The organism is Nonomuraea sp. B5E05 (genome assembly GCF_039880665.1).
Classification (GTDB): domain Bacteria; phylum Actinomycetota; class Actinomycetes; order Streptosporangiales; family Streptosporangiaceae; genus Nonomuraea.
In genome coordinates this window covers 1-13,074 of record NZ_JBDPMJ010000019.1, presented here as the reverse complement: position 1 = coordinate 13,074, position 13,074 = coordinate 1, and the positions used below count along the sequence as shown (strand labels likewise).

The following is a 13,074-nucleotide window of genomic DNA, read 5'->3' as shown; positions in this document are numbered from 1 at the left end:
TACACGGTGGTTACGAGCCGAGCAGCTCGCGCACGATCGGGGTCAGCGCGCGGAAGGCCCGCCCCCGGTGGCTGATCGCGTCCTTCTCGTCGGGCGACATCTCAGCGGTCGTGCGGTCGTCGCCGTCGGGCACCAGGATCGGGTCGTAGCCGAACCCGTTACTGCCGCGCGGCGTGGTGACGAGCCGCCCCGGCAGCACGCCCTCGACCACCCGCGACTCCCCCGACGGCAGCGCCAGCGCGGCGGCGCAGGCGAAGTGGGCGGTCAGCCGGTCGGCGGGCACGTCGGACAGCTGGGCCAGCAGCAGGTCGAGGTTGGCCTGGTCGTCGCCGTGCCGTCCCGACCAGCGGGCGGAGAACACTCCCGGCATGCCGTTGAGCACGTCGACGCAGAGCCCCGAGTCGTCGGCGACCGCGGGCAGCCCGGAGCCCTGGGCGACGGCATGCGCCTTGAGCAGGGCGTTCTCCTCGAACGTGACGCCGGTCTCGGCGACCTCGCCGATCTCGGGGAACGCCTCCAGCCCGACGATCTCGAAACCGGCCAGGATGCGGCGCAGCTCCGCGATCTTGCCGGCGTTGCGGGTGGCCAGCACGATCTTCATGACCCCAGCGCCTCCTGCTGGATGAGCGTGAGCTCCTCGCAACCCGCCACGGCCAGGTCGAGCAGCTGGTCGAGCGCCGCGCGGTCGAACGGCGCGCCCTCGGCCGTGCCCTGCACCTCGACGAAGCTGCCCTCGCCGGTCATCACGACGTTCATGTCGGTCTCTGCGGCGACGTCTTCGGTGTAACAGAGGTCGAGCATCGGCACCGAGCCGACCACGCCGACGGAGACGGCCGCGACGGAGCCGATCAGCGGGTCGCCAGGGCACATCTTGCGCCCGCGCATCCACGCCACAGCGTCGGCCAGCGCGACGTAGGCGCCGGTGATGGCGGCGGTGCGGGTGCCGCCGTCGGCCTGCAGCACGTCACAGTCGAGCAGAATGGAGTTTTCCCCCAACGCTTTGTAATCGACGCAAGCGCGTAGCGAACGGCCGATCAACCGCGATATCTCGTGGGTCCTGCCACCGATTTTTCCCCGAACCGATTCACGATCGTTACGGGTATTGGTCGCACGGGGCAACATGGCATATTCGGCCGTAACCCACCCCTGCCCGCTGCCGCGGCGCCAGCGGGGCACGCTGTCCTGGACGGAGGCCGCGCACAACACCCTGGTGCCGCCGAATTCGACGAGCACGGATCCTTCGGCATGGGTGAGCCATTGCCTCGTGATGGTTATGGGACGTAGCTGGTCAGGGTTGCGGCCATCCTGTCGCGACATGCAGATCACCCTATCTCCGCGACACAACGCTCTTGACCAAATGTGTCCGACACATGGATCCTTACGCAATGACAACGGGGGTGTTGCGAAACCCTGACTTCCTACGGTTCCTCGGTTCTCACGTCGCCAACGAACTCGGCGCGAATATCTCGCGGGTGGCGCTACCGCTGGTGGCCGTGCTGGCATTACACGCCGGCCCCACTGAGGTCGGCCTGCTGTCGGCGTTGCAGACAACGGCGTTCCTTCTGATCGGCCTGCCCGCGGGGGTGTGGGTCGACCGGATGCGCAGGCGCCGCGTGCTCATGGCCGCCGATCTGGCCAGGTTCCTGCTGCTGGGCAGCATTCCCGTCGCGGCCGAGCTGGGGATCCTGACGATCGAGCTGATGTTCCTGGTGGCGCTGCTGGTCGGCGCGGCCCAGGTCTTCAACGACGTGGCCGACCGCACGTACCTGCCCGATCTGATCAGCACCGCGCAGCTCGGCGACGCCAACTCCAAGCTGGAGGTCGTGCGATCCAGCGGGTCGCTGTCGGGCCCGGCCATCGGCGGCGCGCTCGTGCAACTGCTGGGGGCGTCGCGCACGCTGGCCGCCACCGCGCTCGGCGCGCTCGCCTCGGTGCTCCTCCTGAGCCGGATCAAGGCGCCGGACAAGCCGCCCGCGGCCACCGAGCCCACGCCGCTGATGCGCGGCATCCGCGAGGGCCTCGCGTACGTCTGGGACGACCGGCTGATGCGCACGTTCGTGATCACGTCGGCGGCCATGAACCTCTTCGTGAGCGCGGTCCTCGGCCAGTCGGTGTTGTTCCTGGCCGACGAGGTCATGCTCGAGCCCGGCCTCATCGGCGTGCTGCTCATGTCGGGCGGCATCGGCGGCCTGATGGGCGGCCTCAGCGGCGGCTGGCTGTCCAGGAAGTACGGCACCGCGCGGATGACCTGGCTGGCCGTCACCATCGGCTCGCCCTTCGGCCTGCTGTTACCGATGACGCAGCCCGACTGGCGGGCGGTGTTCTTCGCGATCACCTCGATCGGCCTGTCGTGGAGCTCGGTCCTGCTGAACGTCGGCCAGGTCACCTACCGGCAGACCGTGACCCCCGAGCACGTGCTCGGCCGGGTCAACGCGTCGGTGCGGTTCATGACCTGGGGCATGATGCCGCTGGGCGCGCTGCTCGGCGGCCTCGTGGCCCAGCAGATCGGCGTGCGGCAGGCCCTGTGGGTGTTCATGGGGGGCAGGCTGCTGGCGTTCCTGCCGTTGCTGTTCTCGCCGCTGCCGCGCATGCGCGACTTCGACGAGGTTCAGGCCAGGTCGTAGACGGCGCCGCTGCGGGCCAGCTCGAGCGGACCGCCATAGCCGCCTTCCGAGGCCTCCCTCAGCACGGTCGCCTGGTCGTTCCACGGGACGAGGTGGGTGAGCACGAGCCGGCCGACATCGGCCTTGGCGGCGTGCTCGGCCGCCTGCCGGCCGGTCAGGTGCAGGCCGGGCGGCAGTCCCGGGCGCTCGACGAACGACGCCTCGCACAGCAGCAGGTCGGCGCCCGCGGCCAGCTTCACCAGCTCGCTCGACTCGCCGGTGTCGCCGGAGTAGGCCACGGACCTGCCGCCGCCGGTCACCCGGAAGCCGTACGCCTCGACCGGGTGGTTGACCAGGCCGGCGGTCAGGGTGAACGGCCCGATCTCGAACGTTCCAGGCTCCAGCGGCACGAAGTCGAAGGCGGTCTCGAGGCCGGGCTCGTCCGGCATCCCGTACGCGGCCGCCAGCCGGCGCGGCGCGTCCGCGGGCGCGTAGATCGGCACGATCGGGTACGGCGCGGCCGGCCCGTACGTGCGGACCACGTGGTAGCCGCAGACGTCGAGACAGTGGTCGGCGTGCAGATGGGTCAGGCAGATGGCGTCCACGTCATACAGGCCGATGTGGCGCTGGAGCGCGCCGAGCGAGCCGCTGCCGAAGTCGAGCAACATCCTGAACCCGTCCGCCTCGATCAGGTAGCAGGACGCGGGACTGTCGGGGCCGGGATAGCTTCCCGAGCAGCCGACGATGGTCACCTTCATGTGGGCTCCTTCCCAGTACGACGCTCCGCGTCGCGGCTCGGCCCCTCGATCCCGGCGTCTTCCCTCGGCACAGCGGCGGCTGCGCTCCCGCCGCCGCGAAGGCCGGACACGGATGCGGCCGAGTGGCCGTTCGAGGTGGTACCCCCCAGCGGTGCGACTTCGACCGCGTCGATCTCCGGCCCCAGGAAGCGCTGCCCGAGCCGGGCGAAGAGCAGGGAGTCGCCGGTGGCGCGGAAGCGGTGCCGGGGGGTGGCCTCGCCTCCCGCCGCCAGGCCGCGGTCGTGCAGGATCCGGTAGACGTCCTTGGCCGTCTCCTCGGCACTGGAGACCAGCGTGACGCCGTCGCCGGCGACGTAGGAGATCGCGCCGGTGAGCAGCGGGTAGTGGGTGCAGCCGAGGATGAGGGTGTCGCACCCGGCGGCCCTGATGGGATCCAGGTAGTCGCGCACGACCTCGATGAGCTCGTCGCTCATCGTCTCCCCCCGCTCGACGTACTCCACCAGGCGCGGGGCGGCCACGCCGGTGAGCTGCACGTCGGGCGCCGCGGTGAAGGCGTCGTGATAGGCCATCGAGTCGATGGTGGCCCTCGTGGCGATCACGCCGACCCTGCCGGTGCGGGTGGCGCGCACGGCCCTCCTGGTGGCCGGCTGGATCACCTCGACGACCGGGACGTCATAGCGCTCGCGTGCGTCGCGCAGCACGGCGGCGCTGGCGCTGTTGCACGCGATGACGAGCATCTTGACGTCGTGCTCGACGAGGTGGTCCATGACCTCCAGGGCGTAGGCGCGGACCTCCGCGATGCTCTTCGGCCCGTACGGCTGGCGGGCCGTGTCGGCCACGTACGTGATCGACTCGGAGGGCAGCTGGTCGATGATCGCGCGGGCGACCGTGAGGCCGCCGACCCCGCTGTCGAAGATCCCAATACTCGCGTCCGGCACGCCTTCGAGGGTAGGCGACCTGCCCGATCAACTCTGCGTAAGAATGCTCACAGTCGCGCGCCGCGCTCGCTCATTCGGCAAACATGGTCGTGATGTGGTGGCGACTTGGTCACGACCACACGTTCATCCCCTGCCGACGCGGGCCAGCTGGCGCGACTGGGCCACGAGCCGGCCGGTCGAGTCGCGCACCTCCGCCTCCTCGTCGAACCAGCCGTCTGAGACGAGCCGGCCGCCGCAGAGCACGGTGAGCCAGCCCGGCGCGGGCAGGGCGCGCAGGTGCAGGGTGAGGTCCACGGTGGGCGCCCAGCCGCGCGCGCCCGCGGAGAACACCACGGGCGGCAGCGCGTCCACGGCCAGAGCCAGCACGTACGGGTCGGGGTCCTGCGGCTCGGCCATCCTGAAGTAGGCCCGCGACTCGGGCCTGCCGCTGGGCTCGCCCTTCAGCCAGCCGACCGTGGGCGGGTCGAAGAGCACCTCCATCTGGGCGTTCAGCATCATGCCCGACTCGGGTCTGGGGTCGGGGAGCGCGACGCAGTCGTCGATGCTCGGCATGGCGCAGGCCGGTTCGCCGGCGTAGACGGGCTCGGCGCCGTGCAGGGTGGCCGTCGTGATCGAGCTCGCGATCTGCGCGACGCCGTCCTGCACGAGCGTGGCCCTGGCGAAGGCGGCCGTCCTGCCCGCTTTGAGCGGCTCTATCTTGACCTGGGCGGGGCCGGGGACCGGCGCCTTCAGGAACTGCGCGCTCGTGGTCACGGGATGGTCGAACGGCGAGGCCTCCACGGCCGCACGCATGATCACGGCCAGCAGGTAGCCGCCGTTGAGCGGGCCGCCGATCCCGTATCCGGGGTCGAGGCACACGTCGTAGGTGTTGTCGTCGACCCTGATCGCCTGCGTCGCCTCGTCGAACTTCGTCATCCGCACCCACCTCGTATGGAACTTAGTTCTAGTGCTTCCACACTCTAGCGGCGTGACGGGGAGACGTACCGCCGTGGAAGGGGCTCAACCGGGTGCGAAGTCGTACTTCAGCGCATTGCAAGCGGCGGTCTACCAACATCAGCTACCTTCACTGTGGCCATAAGTCCACTTTGTGAGTTGAGTGATGTCTGTGAATAATCCCCCGTCTGGCCAGGACCCTGACCGGACCACGGCATACAACTGGAACCAGGGGCAGCAGCCGGTGAACCCCCCGACGATGCCGATGTCATCGGGTGAGCCGTACCCACCGCAGCAGCCTTACGGTCAGCAGGCCGCCCAGGGGGGCTATGGCCAGCAGCAGCCCCAGCAAGGATGGCAGCAGCAGCAGGCGTACGGGCAGCAGCCCTCCTACGGGCAGCAGCCGCAGCAACCCCAGCAGCAGTGGCAGCAGGGCGGCTGGCAACAGCAGCAGCCCCAGCAGGGGTGGCAGCAGGAGCAGGGCTGGCAGCAGCAGAACCAGCACGCGCAGGGCGGCTGGCAGCAGCAGGGCCCCGAAGGCTTCGGCCCCGCCGAGCCGGCCAAGAAGGGCCCCAAGGCTTGGATCATCGCCGTCGCCGCCGCGCTCGCGGTGGTGCTGCTCGGCGGCGGCGCCGTCTGGGCCGTGGGCGCCATCGGCGGTGGCGGCACCCAGCCGCACGAGGTGCTGCCCGCCGACAGCATCGCCTACGCCAGGCTCGACCTCGACCCCGCGGCCAACCAGAAGGTGGCGCTGTTCCAGCTGGCCAGGAAGTTCACCGTCACCAAGGACACCTTCTCCGGCGAGGACCCGCGCCAGGCGCTGTTCGACACGATCACCAAGGACGGCGACTCCAAGGTCGACTTCGCCAAGGACGTCGACCCGTGGCTGGGCAGCCGGATCGGCTTCGCCGCCGTCCCCTCCGGCAAGGAGGAGCCCGACTTCGCGGTGGCCGTCCAGATCACGGACGAGGAGCAGGCGAAGGCCGGCATCGCCAAGCTGATGGAGGGCGACAAGTACGGCATCGCCTTCCGCGAGGACTACGCGCTCCTCACACCCACGCAGGAGCTCGCCGACAAGTACGCGCAGGCCGAAGGCAACCTGGGCGACAACACCGCCTTCGACGACGACATGGCCACCGTCGGCGAGCAGGGTGTGTTGTCGTTCTGGACCCACATCGGCGGCATCGCACAGGCGGCCAAGAAGGAGCTGACCGCCGAGCAGGCCGCGGCCATCGAGCAGGTCAAGGACACCAGGTTCTCCGGCGCCCTCCGCTTCGACAGCGCCTACGTCGAGCTCACCGGCATCGTCAGCGGCGCCAAGGGCATGGTGCCCGAGGGCGAGCTGCCCCTGGCCAACCTGGGCGGCCTGCCTGCGACCACGGCCGGCGCCCTGTCGGTCTCCGGCCTCGACCAGGTCGTCACCAAGAACTGGGCCAACATCGAGAAGCAGGCCACGGCCACCGGCGCCGCCCAGGTCCAGCAGATGCTCGCCCAGGTCAGGACCCGCTTCGGGCTGGAGCTGCCGGGCGACCTCGCGACGCTCTTCGGCAAGAACTTCACGTTCGCGGTCGACAGCGAGGGCCTGGACAGCAACCAGTTCAAGGGCGGCGTACGCATCGCCACCGACCCGGCCAAGGCCCAGGCGATATTCGACAAGATCCTGCAGGCGATGGCCTCCGGCGGGCAGGGCGCCCCGCAGCTCGCCAAGGTCGCCGGCGACGGCGTCTTCACCGTGGCGACGACGGACGACTACGCCAAGAAGCTGGCCGAAGAGGGCACGCTGGGCGACTCGGAGACGTTCCAGACCGCGATCGCCAACCCGGACGAGGCCAACGCGGCGCTCTTCGTCGACCTCGACAAGATCGAGAACCTGTACCTGAACTCCATGCAGGGCGACGACAAGGCCAACGCGCAGGTGCTCAGGGCCGTCGGCATGAGCACGTCGATCACCGACAGCTCGGCGACGTTCTCGCTGCGGGTGCTGTTCAACTAGACACCGGGACGAGGAACCAGACACGCGACGAGGGCGGCCGGTCAGCGAACCGGCCGCCCTCGTGCTCTCCGCAAACACTGGCGCGGCCTCCTGGGCTGTGCCGTCACAGCCCACCGGCGCTCAGGCCCAGAGCTGGCCTTCGAGGCGGTCCTCCGCCTCCTCGAGCGTGCCTTCGTACGCGCCCGTGGACAGGTATTTCCAACCGCCGTCGGCCACCACGAAAACGATGTCGGCGCGCTCGCCCGCCTTGACCGCCTTCTTGGCCACGCCCAGCGCCGCGTGCAGCGCCGCGCCGGTCGAGACCCCGGCGAAGATGCCTTCGGAGGCCAGCAGCTCGCGGGTGCGCCGCAGCGCGTCGGCCGAGCCGACCGAGAAGCGCGTGGTCAGCACGGACTCGTCGTAGAGCTCGGGGATGAAGCCCTCGTCGACGTTGCGCAGCCCGTAGACCAGCTCGCCGTAACGCGGCTCGGCGGCGACGATCTGCACGCCGGGCACCCGCTCGCGCAGGAACCGCCCGACCCCCATCAGCGTGCCCGTCGTGCCGAGCCCGGCCACGAAGTGCGTGACGGTGGGCAGGTCCGCCAGGATCTCCGGGCCCGTGGACTCGTAGTGGGAGCGCCAGTTGGCGGGGTTGCCGTACTGGTAGAGCATCACCCACGACGGATTCTTCGCGGCCAGTTCCTTGGCCACGCGCACGGCCTCGTTGGAGCCGCCCGCGGCGGGCGAGGAGATGATCTCGGCGCCCCACATGCGCAGCAGCTGGCGGCGCTCCTCCGAGGTGTTCTCCGGCATCACGCAGATCAGGTTGTAGCCCTTGAGCTTGGCCGACATGGCCAGCGAGATGCCGGTGTTGCCGCTGGTGGGCTCGAGAATCGTGCAGCCGGGCGTGAGCCGCCCGTCCTTCTCGGCCTCCTGGATCATCCAGAGCGCCGGACGGTCCTTGATCGACCCGGTCGGGTTACGGTCTTCGAGTTTCGCCCAGATCCGCACGTCGGAGGCGGGTGACAACCTCGGCAGCCCCACCAGAGGCGTGCGGCCGACCGAGTCGATCAACGAGTCGAAACGCATGTCACCCACCGGCGACGGCGGGAAGCACGGTCACCGTGTCGCCGTCGGACAGCGGCGTGCCCAGGCCGCCCAGGAAACGTACGTCCTCGTCGTTGAGGTAGACGTTGACGAAGCGGCGCAGCGCGCCCTGGTCGACCAGGCGGTCCTTGATGCCGGGGTGGCTCGACTCGAGATTGCTGATCAGCTCGTCGAGCGTGGCACCCTCGGCGTTGACGGCCTTGGCGCCGTCGGTGTAGTTGCGCAGGATGGTCGGAATGCGAACCTCGATGGCCATCGCGGTCAGTCTCCTCAGGTCAGTCGTCGTCCCATCGGCAGCAACGCCGACGGCAGGATGCGGATTCCGGGGAAGTTCCACCAGGGGATCGGCTCGCCGGACCGCCGCGCCCGTCAGGGCCGTGGCGGCAGCCCGCGCAGCGGATCGCTCACGGACAGTCGTAGACGACGACAGCCGCGGTGTGCGCGAAGAGGAAGCTCTGCACCTGCCGGACCATCATGGGATGAACCTTACCTCTTCCTCGGTGATGACGCCTTCGAGGATGCGGTAGGAGCGGAACTCCACCTCGGTGTCGTCCTTGGTGGAGACCAGGACGTAGTGGGCGCTCGGCTCGGAGGCGTAGGACACGTCGGTGCGCGACGGGTAGGCCTCGGTGGCGGTGTGGGAGTGGTAGATCACGACGGGCTCCTCGTCGCGTCCGTCCATCTCCTTCCAGACCTTGAACTGCTCCATCGAGTCGAAGCGGTAGAAGGTCGGCGAACGCTCGGCGTTCTCCATCGGGATGAACCGCTCGGGCACGCCGCCCCGGCCCGCGATGACGCCACACGCCTCGTCGGGATGATCGGCGCGAGCATGCGCGACGATCTTGTCCGCGAGTTCCTGCGAGATCGACAGCATGCCCCGGAAGTTACCAGAGGGCCCGGACCAGGCTGTCCTGCAGGTAGGTCAGCCAGTCGTAGGTGACGTAGGCCGGGTAGCGGGGATCGTCTTCCGACATCATCGCGATCTCGTCGTGAACCTCCTCGGTCACGTCGAGCTTGATGCCGAGCGTCAGGCGCACGTCGTTGAGCGAGCGCAGCCACGCCTGGGCCTGCTCGGCCGTGAGCTCGGCGTGGCCCGGCTCGGCGGTGTCGAAGACGGTCTGCGCGTCCGCCCGCTTGCCGTCGCGCAGCGTCGCCTCGGTGTAGCGGCGGAACTCGGCGGAGTCCTTCTCGTCCTCGTACGCCGACGGGAACAACCTGGCCAGCACCGGATCGGACGGCACCGCCGTGTCACCGATCCCGAGCGCCCGCTCCAGCGGGTCGTCGCTCGTCTGCCCCGGAGAGACGATGCCGAGCATCATCGACACGAGCGAGCGCAGCAGCGAGACCTCCGCGGCCTCGAAGGCCGCGATGACGCCGCCGTTCCTGCCCGGCTTGAACCCCGAACTCACCTGTGCCGCCTCACTTGACCGAATCCGGCTGGACCGTCGCCCACAGGCCGTAGGAGTGGAGAATCTGCACATCGCGTTCCATCTCTTCACGCGTGCCACTGGACACGACGGCCTTGCCCTTGTGGTGGACGTCCAGCATGAGTTTCTCGGCCTTCTCCCTGGTATAGCCGAAGACCGTTTGGAAGACATAGGTCACGTAGGACATGAGGTTGACCGGGTCGTTCCAGACGATGGTCACCCAAGGCAGATCGGGTCGGACGTCCGATGACGGACGCTCAACGGCGATTGGAGCGGTGCTACCCACATCCCCGAGTCTGCCCTATCTGGGCCGTAGTCTTCGACTCGTGACATTGACCATGAGCACTGCGTTGCTCACAGATCACTATGAGCTGACGATGCTGCAGGCGGCCCTGCGAAGCGGCGCGGCGCACCGGCGCGCCGTCTTCGAGGTGTTCGCCAGACACCTGCCAGGCGGGCGGCGTTACGGGGTTGTCGCTGGAACGGGACGTGTCCTGGACGAGCTTGAACGCTTCCGCTTCGGTGACGAAGAACTCACCTACCTGCGCGAGCGCCGGGTCGTCGATGAGTCCACTCTGGCGTTTCTCGCCGATTACCGGTTCTCGGGGAACATCTACGGCTATCGCGAGGGCGAACTCTACTTCCCCGCCTCCCCCATCATGATCGTGGAGGGCACCTTCGCCGAGGCCGTGCTCCTCGAAACGATCGCGCTGTCCATCCTCAACCACGACTGCGCCATCGCCTCCGCCGCCTCCCGCATGGTCAACGCAGCCGGCAAGCGCCCCCTCATCGAGATGGGCTCGCGCCGCACGCACGAAAGCGCCGCCGTGGCCTCCGCGCGGGCCGCGTACATCGCCGGGTTCGCCTCGACCTCCAACCTGATGGCCGGCCGCGTGTACGGGGTCCCCACGGCCGGCACGGCGGCGCACGCGTTCACCCTGCTGCACGACTCGGAACGTGACGCGTTCGAGGCCCAGATCGCCTCGCTCGGGCCGGAGACGACGCTGCTGGTGGACACGTACGACGTGGCCGAGGCCGTCCGCACGGCCGTCGAGCTGGCCGGACCGAAGCTCGGTGCGGTCCGCATCGACTCCGGCGACCTGGCGGCGGCCGCGCAGGAGGTGCGCGAGCAACTGGACGCGCTCGGGGCGTTCAACACCCGCATCCTCGTCACCTCCGACCTCGACGAGTACGCCATCGCCGCCCTGGCCGCCGCCCCGGTGGACGGCTACGGCGTCGGCACCTCCCTCGTGACCGGGTCGGGCGTGCCCACGGCGGCGCTGGTGTACAAGCTGGTGGCGCGGGAGACGGCCACGGGCAGGCTGGAGGCCGTGGCCAAGCGCTCGGTGGGCAAGCCGTCGCGCGGGGGCCGCAAGGAGGCGTACCGGCTCTTCGACGAGAGGGGCCACTGCGACACCGAGCTGATCACGACCGGCGGGCTCACCCCCGAAGGCGGCATCCCCCTGCTGCACGAGCTGGTGCGCGACGGCGAGGTCGTCGGCGGGGAGCCCCTGTCCGCCGCCCGCGATCGTCACGCCAAGGCCATCACCACCCTCCCCCTGGACGCCCTCCACCTCGGCAGGGGCTATGCGGCGATCCCCACCGAATTCGCCTGACGTATCGTGGCCCGTATGGGCAGCGCGCTGATCATCGTCGACGTGCAGAACGACTTCTGCGAGGGCGGCAGCCTGGCCGTCACCGGCGGCTCGCAGGTGGCGGAGGCGATCACCCGTCACGTGGCCGACCACCCCTACGACCATGTGGTGGCCACCCGCGACCACCACGTCTCGCCCGGCGAGCACTTCTCCGACACCCCCGACTACGCCTCCACCTGGCCCGCCCACTGCGTCGCCGGCACGCCCGGCGCCGACTTCCACCAGGCCCTCGACCTGTCGGAAGTGGACGAGGTGTTCAGCAAGGGCGCCTACGACGCGGCGTACAGCGGGTTCGAGGGCACCTCGCGCGGCGGGGTGCCGCTGATGGAGTGGCTCGAGGAACGCGGGGTGCGCCAGGTCGACGTGGCGGGCATCGCCACCGACCACTGCGTGCGCGCCACCGCCCTCGACGCGCTCCGCCACGGGCTGGAGGTGCGGGTGCTGCTCGACCTCACGGCGGGCGTGGCACCGGCGACCACGGAGGCGGCGCTGGCGGAGCTGGAGGCCGCCGGCGCCACCCTGCGCGGGACGCCCGTACTGGACTGACCTGGGCCGGTCAGTTCGCGTCGGCGGGGAGCACCGTGAAGGCGTCGCCCCAGAGCGGCTTCATCGCCCGGAAGTGCCGCTGATCAAGCGTCAGCACCCTGGTCGTGGCATGCCGTCCGGCCACGAGCGCGACCGAGGCGTCCGTCAGCCCGATGGACATGCCCCGATAGCGTTCGGCGATGTGCACCGCCCGCCTGACGTCGGCGGCCGTCATGGAGACCATCTCGTAGCTCCCGTCACTGACGTCGTGCAGGAACTGGAGCTCCCCGCGCTCTCCGGCGAGCTTGAGGAGCATGTAGTCCACTTCGGCGAGCACGTAGGGCGACAGCAGCAGCGGCCCCGGATCGGACAGCAGCACCTGGCGTGCCTCCTCGTGGTGCGGTTGCTCGGGACCGATCGCGGCGAGCAGGCCGCTCGTATCGAGGACCAGCATCAGTCGAGCCCGTCCTTTCCGAACCCCTCGGCCAGGATCTCGTCGACGCGTTCGGCCGTCAGGTTCTCCCCGCTCAGAGGGAACAGCGGGAGTCTGGGACGGGGTCGTTCGCCGACGATCTCCTCGGCGAGAGCGCGTGTGACCGCCTCGCGAATGTAGTCCCCTTCGGACATCTCGTGCGCGCGGGCCGCCTCGGCGACCCGGCTCAGGACGTCCTCGGGCAGGTACAGGCTCACTTCAGCGTGATCTGGCGTGGAACCCCGGGCGTTTACGCCCGGGAGGAAACGACAGCGGGAGGGCCTCCAGGCCCGAGCGGTGCTCTGACAGCCGGTCTGTGTGGGTGGCTCAGCCTGGCCGCTTCTGGTTCCCGATGTACTTCTTGATGATCGGCAGGGTTGGCCCGCCGCAGGAGGCGGAGAAATACGAGGGGGACGAGAGCTGGCTCCCACGGATATCGGCGGATGGGGGCCGGAAACTCCTTGCGCAGCGCGGATATCGGGTTGGGGTTTCCCCGCGCTGTGACGTGGACCTTGATAGTGTGTTCGATTGTGAAACTGGTGGTGCAGGTGAAGCTGCTGCCGACGCCGCAGCAGGCGGCGGCGCTGGAAGCCACCCTGGACGCCGTCAACCGAGCGGCGAATCTGGTCGCGGCATTGGCGTTCCAGCGCCGCTGTTTCCGTAACTTCGATCTGCGCAGGCACG

Annotated in this window: 16 protein-coding genes; 4 read left to right on the top strand and 12 right to left on the bottom strand. The window is 69.5% G+C overall.

Annotated features, from left to right (window positions below):
* Positions 1-10: 10 nt before the first annotated feature.
* Positions 11-601, bottom strand: coding sequence for an RdgB/HAM1 family non-canonical purine NTP pyrophosphatase (gene rdgB / locus ABGB01_RS30330; RefSeq protein WP_347621828.1), 591 nt, complete (start codon positions 599-601; stop codon positions 11-13).
* The gene (gene rph, locus ABGB01_RS30325; RefSeq protein ID WP_347776941.1) at positions 598-1,317 is read right to left on the bottom strand and encodes a ribonuclease PH; all 720 of its coding nucleotides are present in this window, start codon (positions 1,315-1,317) and stop codon (positions 598-600) included. Before rph ends, rdgB begins: the two co-directional genes overlap by 4 nt.
* A gap of 53 nt (positions 1,318-1,370) precedes the next feature.
* Between rph and ABGB01_RS30320 the strand changes: the two genes are divergently transcribed.
* The gene (locus tag ABGB01_RS30320) at positions 1,371-2,624 is read left to right on the top strand and encodes an MFS transporter (protein ID WP_347776940.1); all 1,254 of its coding nucleotides are present in this window, start codon (positions 1,371-1,373) and stop codon (positions 2,622-2,624) included.
* Here ABGB01_RS30320 and ABGB01_RS30315 read toward each other — a convergent pair.
* The 3 genes from ABGB01_RS30315 to ABGB01_RS30305 all read right to left on the bottom strand — a co-directional run bounded on the left by ABGB01_RS30315 (position 2,609) and on the right by ABGB01_RS30305 (position 5,214).
* Positions 2,609-3,361 (bottom strand): MBL fold metallo-hydrolase, encoded by a 753-nt coding sequence (locus ABGB01_RS30315; RefSeq protein WP_347621826.1) that lies wholly within the window; start codon positions 3,359-3,361, stop codon positions 2,609-2,611. The genes ABGB01_RS30320 and ABGB01_RS30315 overlap by 16 nt on opposite strands.
* Positions 3,358-4,299 (bottom strand): glutamate racemase, encoded by a 942-nt coding sequence (murI, locus tag ABGB01_RS30310; protein ID WP_347776939.1) that lies wholly within the window; start codon positions 4,297-4,299, stop codon positions 3,358-3,360. Before murI ends, ABGB01_RS30315 begins: the two co-directional genes overlap by 4 nt.
* A 123-nt stretch (positions 4,300-4,422) precedes the next feature.
* Positions 4,423-5,214, bottom strand: a complete 792-nt coding sequence (locus ABGB01_RS30305) for a thioesterase family protein (protein WP_347621824.1) — start codon at positions 5,212-5,214, stop codon at positions 4,423-4,425.
* 277 nt (positions 5,215-5,491) lie between these two features.
* Here ABGB01_RS30305 and ABGB01_RS30300 point away from each other — a divergent pair, with 277 nt between their 5' ends.
* The gene (locus ABGB01_RS30300; RefSeq protein WP_347776938.1) at positions 5,492-7,225 is read left to right on the top strand and encodes a hypothetical protein; all 1,734 of its coding nucleotides are present in this window, start codon (positions 5,492-5,494) and stop codon (positions 7,223-7,225) included.
* Positions 7,226-7,345: 120 nt separating this feature from the next.
* On the opposite strand, the gene ABGB01_RS30295 is transcribed toward ABGB01_RS30300, so the two are convergent.
* The 5 genes from ABGB01_RS30295 to clpS form a co-directional block, all read right to left on the bottom strand.
* Positions 7,346-8,293 (bottom strand): cysteine synthase, encoded by a 948-nt coding sequence (locus ABGB01_RS30295; protein WP_347776937.1) that lies wholly within the window; start codon positions 8,291-8,293, stop codon positions 7,346-7,348.
* A gap of 1 nt (position 8,294) precedes the next feature.
* Positions 8,295-8,567 carry a MoaD/ThiS family protein gene (locus ABGB01_RS30290; RefSeq protein ID WP_347776936.1) on the bottom strand — a complete coding sequence of 91 codons (273 nt, stop codon included), beginning with the start codon at positions 8,565-8,567 and terminating at the stop codon, positions 8,295-8,297.
* Positions 8,568-8,783: 216 nt separating this feature from the next.
* A complete protein-coding gene (locus ABGB01_RS30285) occupies positions 8,784-9,185 on the bottom strand; it encodes a M67 family metallopeptidase (protein ID WP_347776935.1) in 402 nt (133 codons plus the stop codon).
* Positions 9,186-9,195: 10 nt separating this feature from the next.
* A complete protein-coding gene (locus ABGB01_RS30280; RefSeq protein ID WP_347776934.1) occupies positions 9,196-9,720 on the bottom strand; it encodes a DUF2017 domain-containing protein in 525 nt (174 codons plus the stop codon).
* Between the two features lie 10 nt (positions 9,721-9,730).
* Complete coding sequence (gene clpS, locus ABGB01_RS30275) at positions 9,731-10,024, bottom strand: ATP-dependent Clp protease adapter ClpS (protein ID WP_132330654.1); 294 nt, start codon at positions 10,022-10,024, stop codon at positions 9,731-9,733.
* Positions 10,025-10,064: 40 nt separating this feature from the next.
* Here clpS and ABGB01_RS30270 point away from each other — a divergent pair, with 40 nt between their 5' ends.
* Both ABGB01_RS30270 and ABGB01_RS30265 read left to right on the top strand, forming a co-directional pair.
* Positions 10,065-11,354, top strand: coding sequence for a nicotinate phosphoribosyltransferase (locus ABGB01_RS30270; RefSeq protein ID WP_347776933.1), 1,290 nt, complete (start codon positions 10,065-10,067; stop codon positions 11,352-11,354).
* Between the two features lie 15 nt (positions 11,355-11,369).
* The gene (locus ABGB01_RS30265; RefSeq protein ID WP_347776932.1) at positions 11,370-11,939 is read left to right on the top strand and encodes an isochorismatase family protein; all 570 of its coding nucleotides are present in this window, start codon (positions 11,370-11,372) and stop codon (positions 11,937-11,939) included.
* A gap of 10 nt (positions 11,940-11,949) precedes the next feature.
* On the opposite strand, the gene ABGB01_RS30260 is transcribed toward ABGB01_RS30265, so the two are convergent.
* Both ABGB01_RS30260 and ABGB01_RS30255 read right to left on the bottom strand, forming a co-directional pair.
* Entirely contained in the window at positions 11,950-12,372 is a 423-nt protein-coding gene (locus tag ABGB01_RS30260) for a PIN domain-containing protein (RefSeq protein ID WP_347776931.1), read from the bottom strand.
* A complete protein-coding gene (locus ABGB01_RS30255) occupies positions 12,372-12,608 on the bottom strand; it encodes a CopG family transcriptional regulator (protein WP_347776930.1) in 237 nt (78 codons plus the stop codon). Before ABGB01_RS30255 ends, ABGB01_RS30260 begins: the two co-directional genes overlap by 1 nt.
* Between the last annotated feature and the right edge of the window lie 466 nt (positions 12,609-13,074).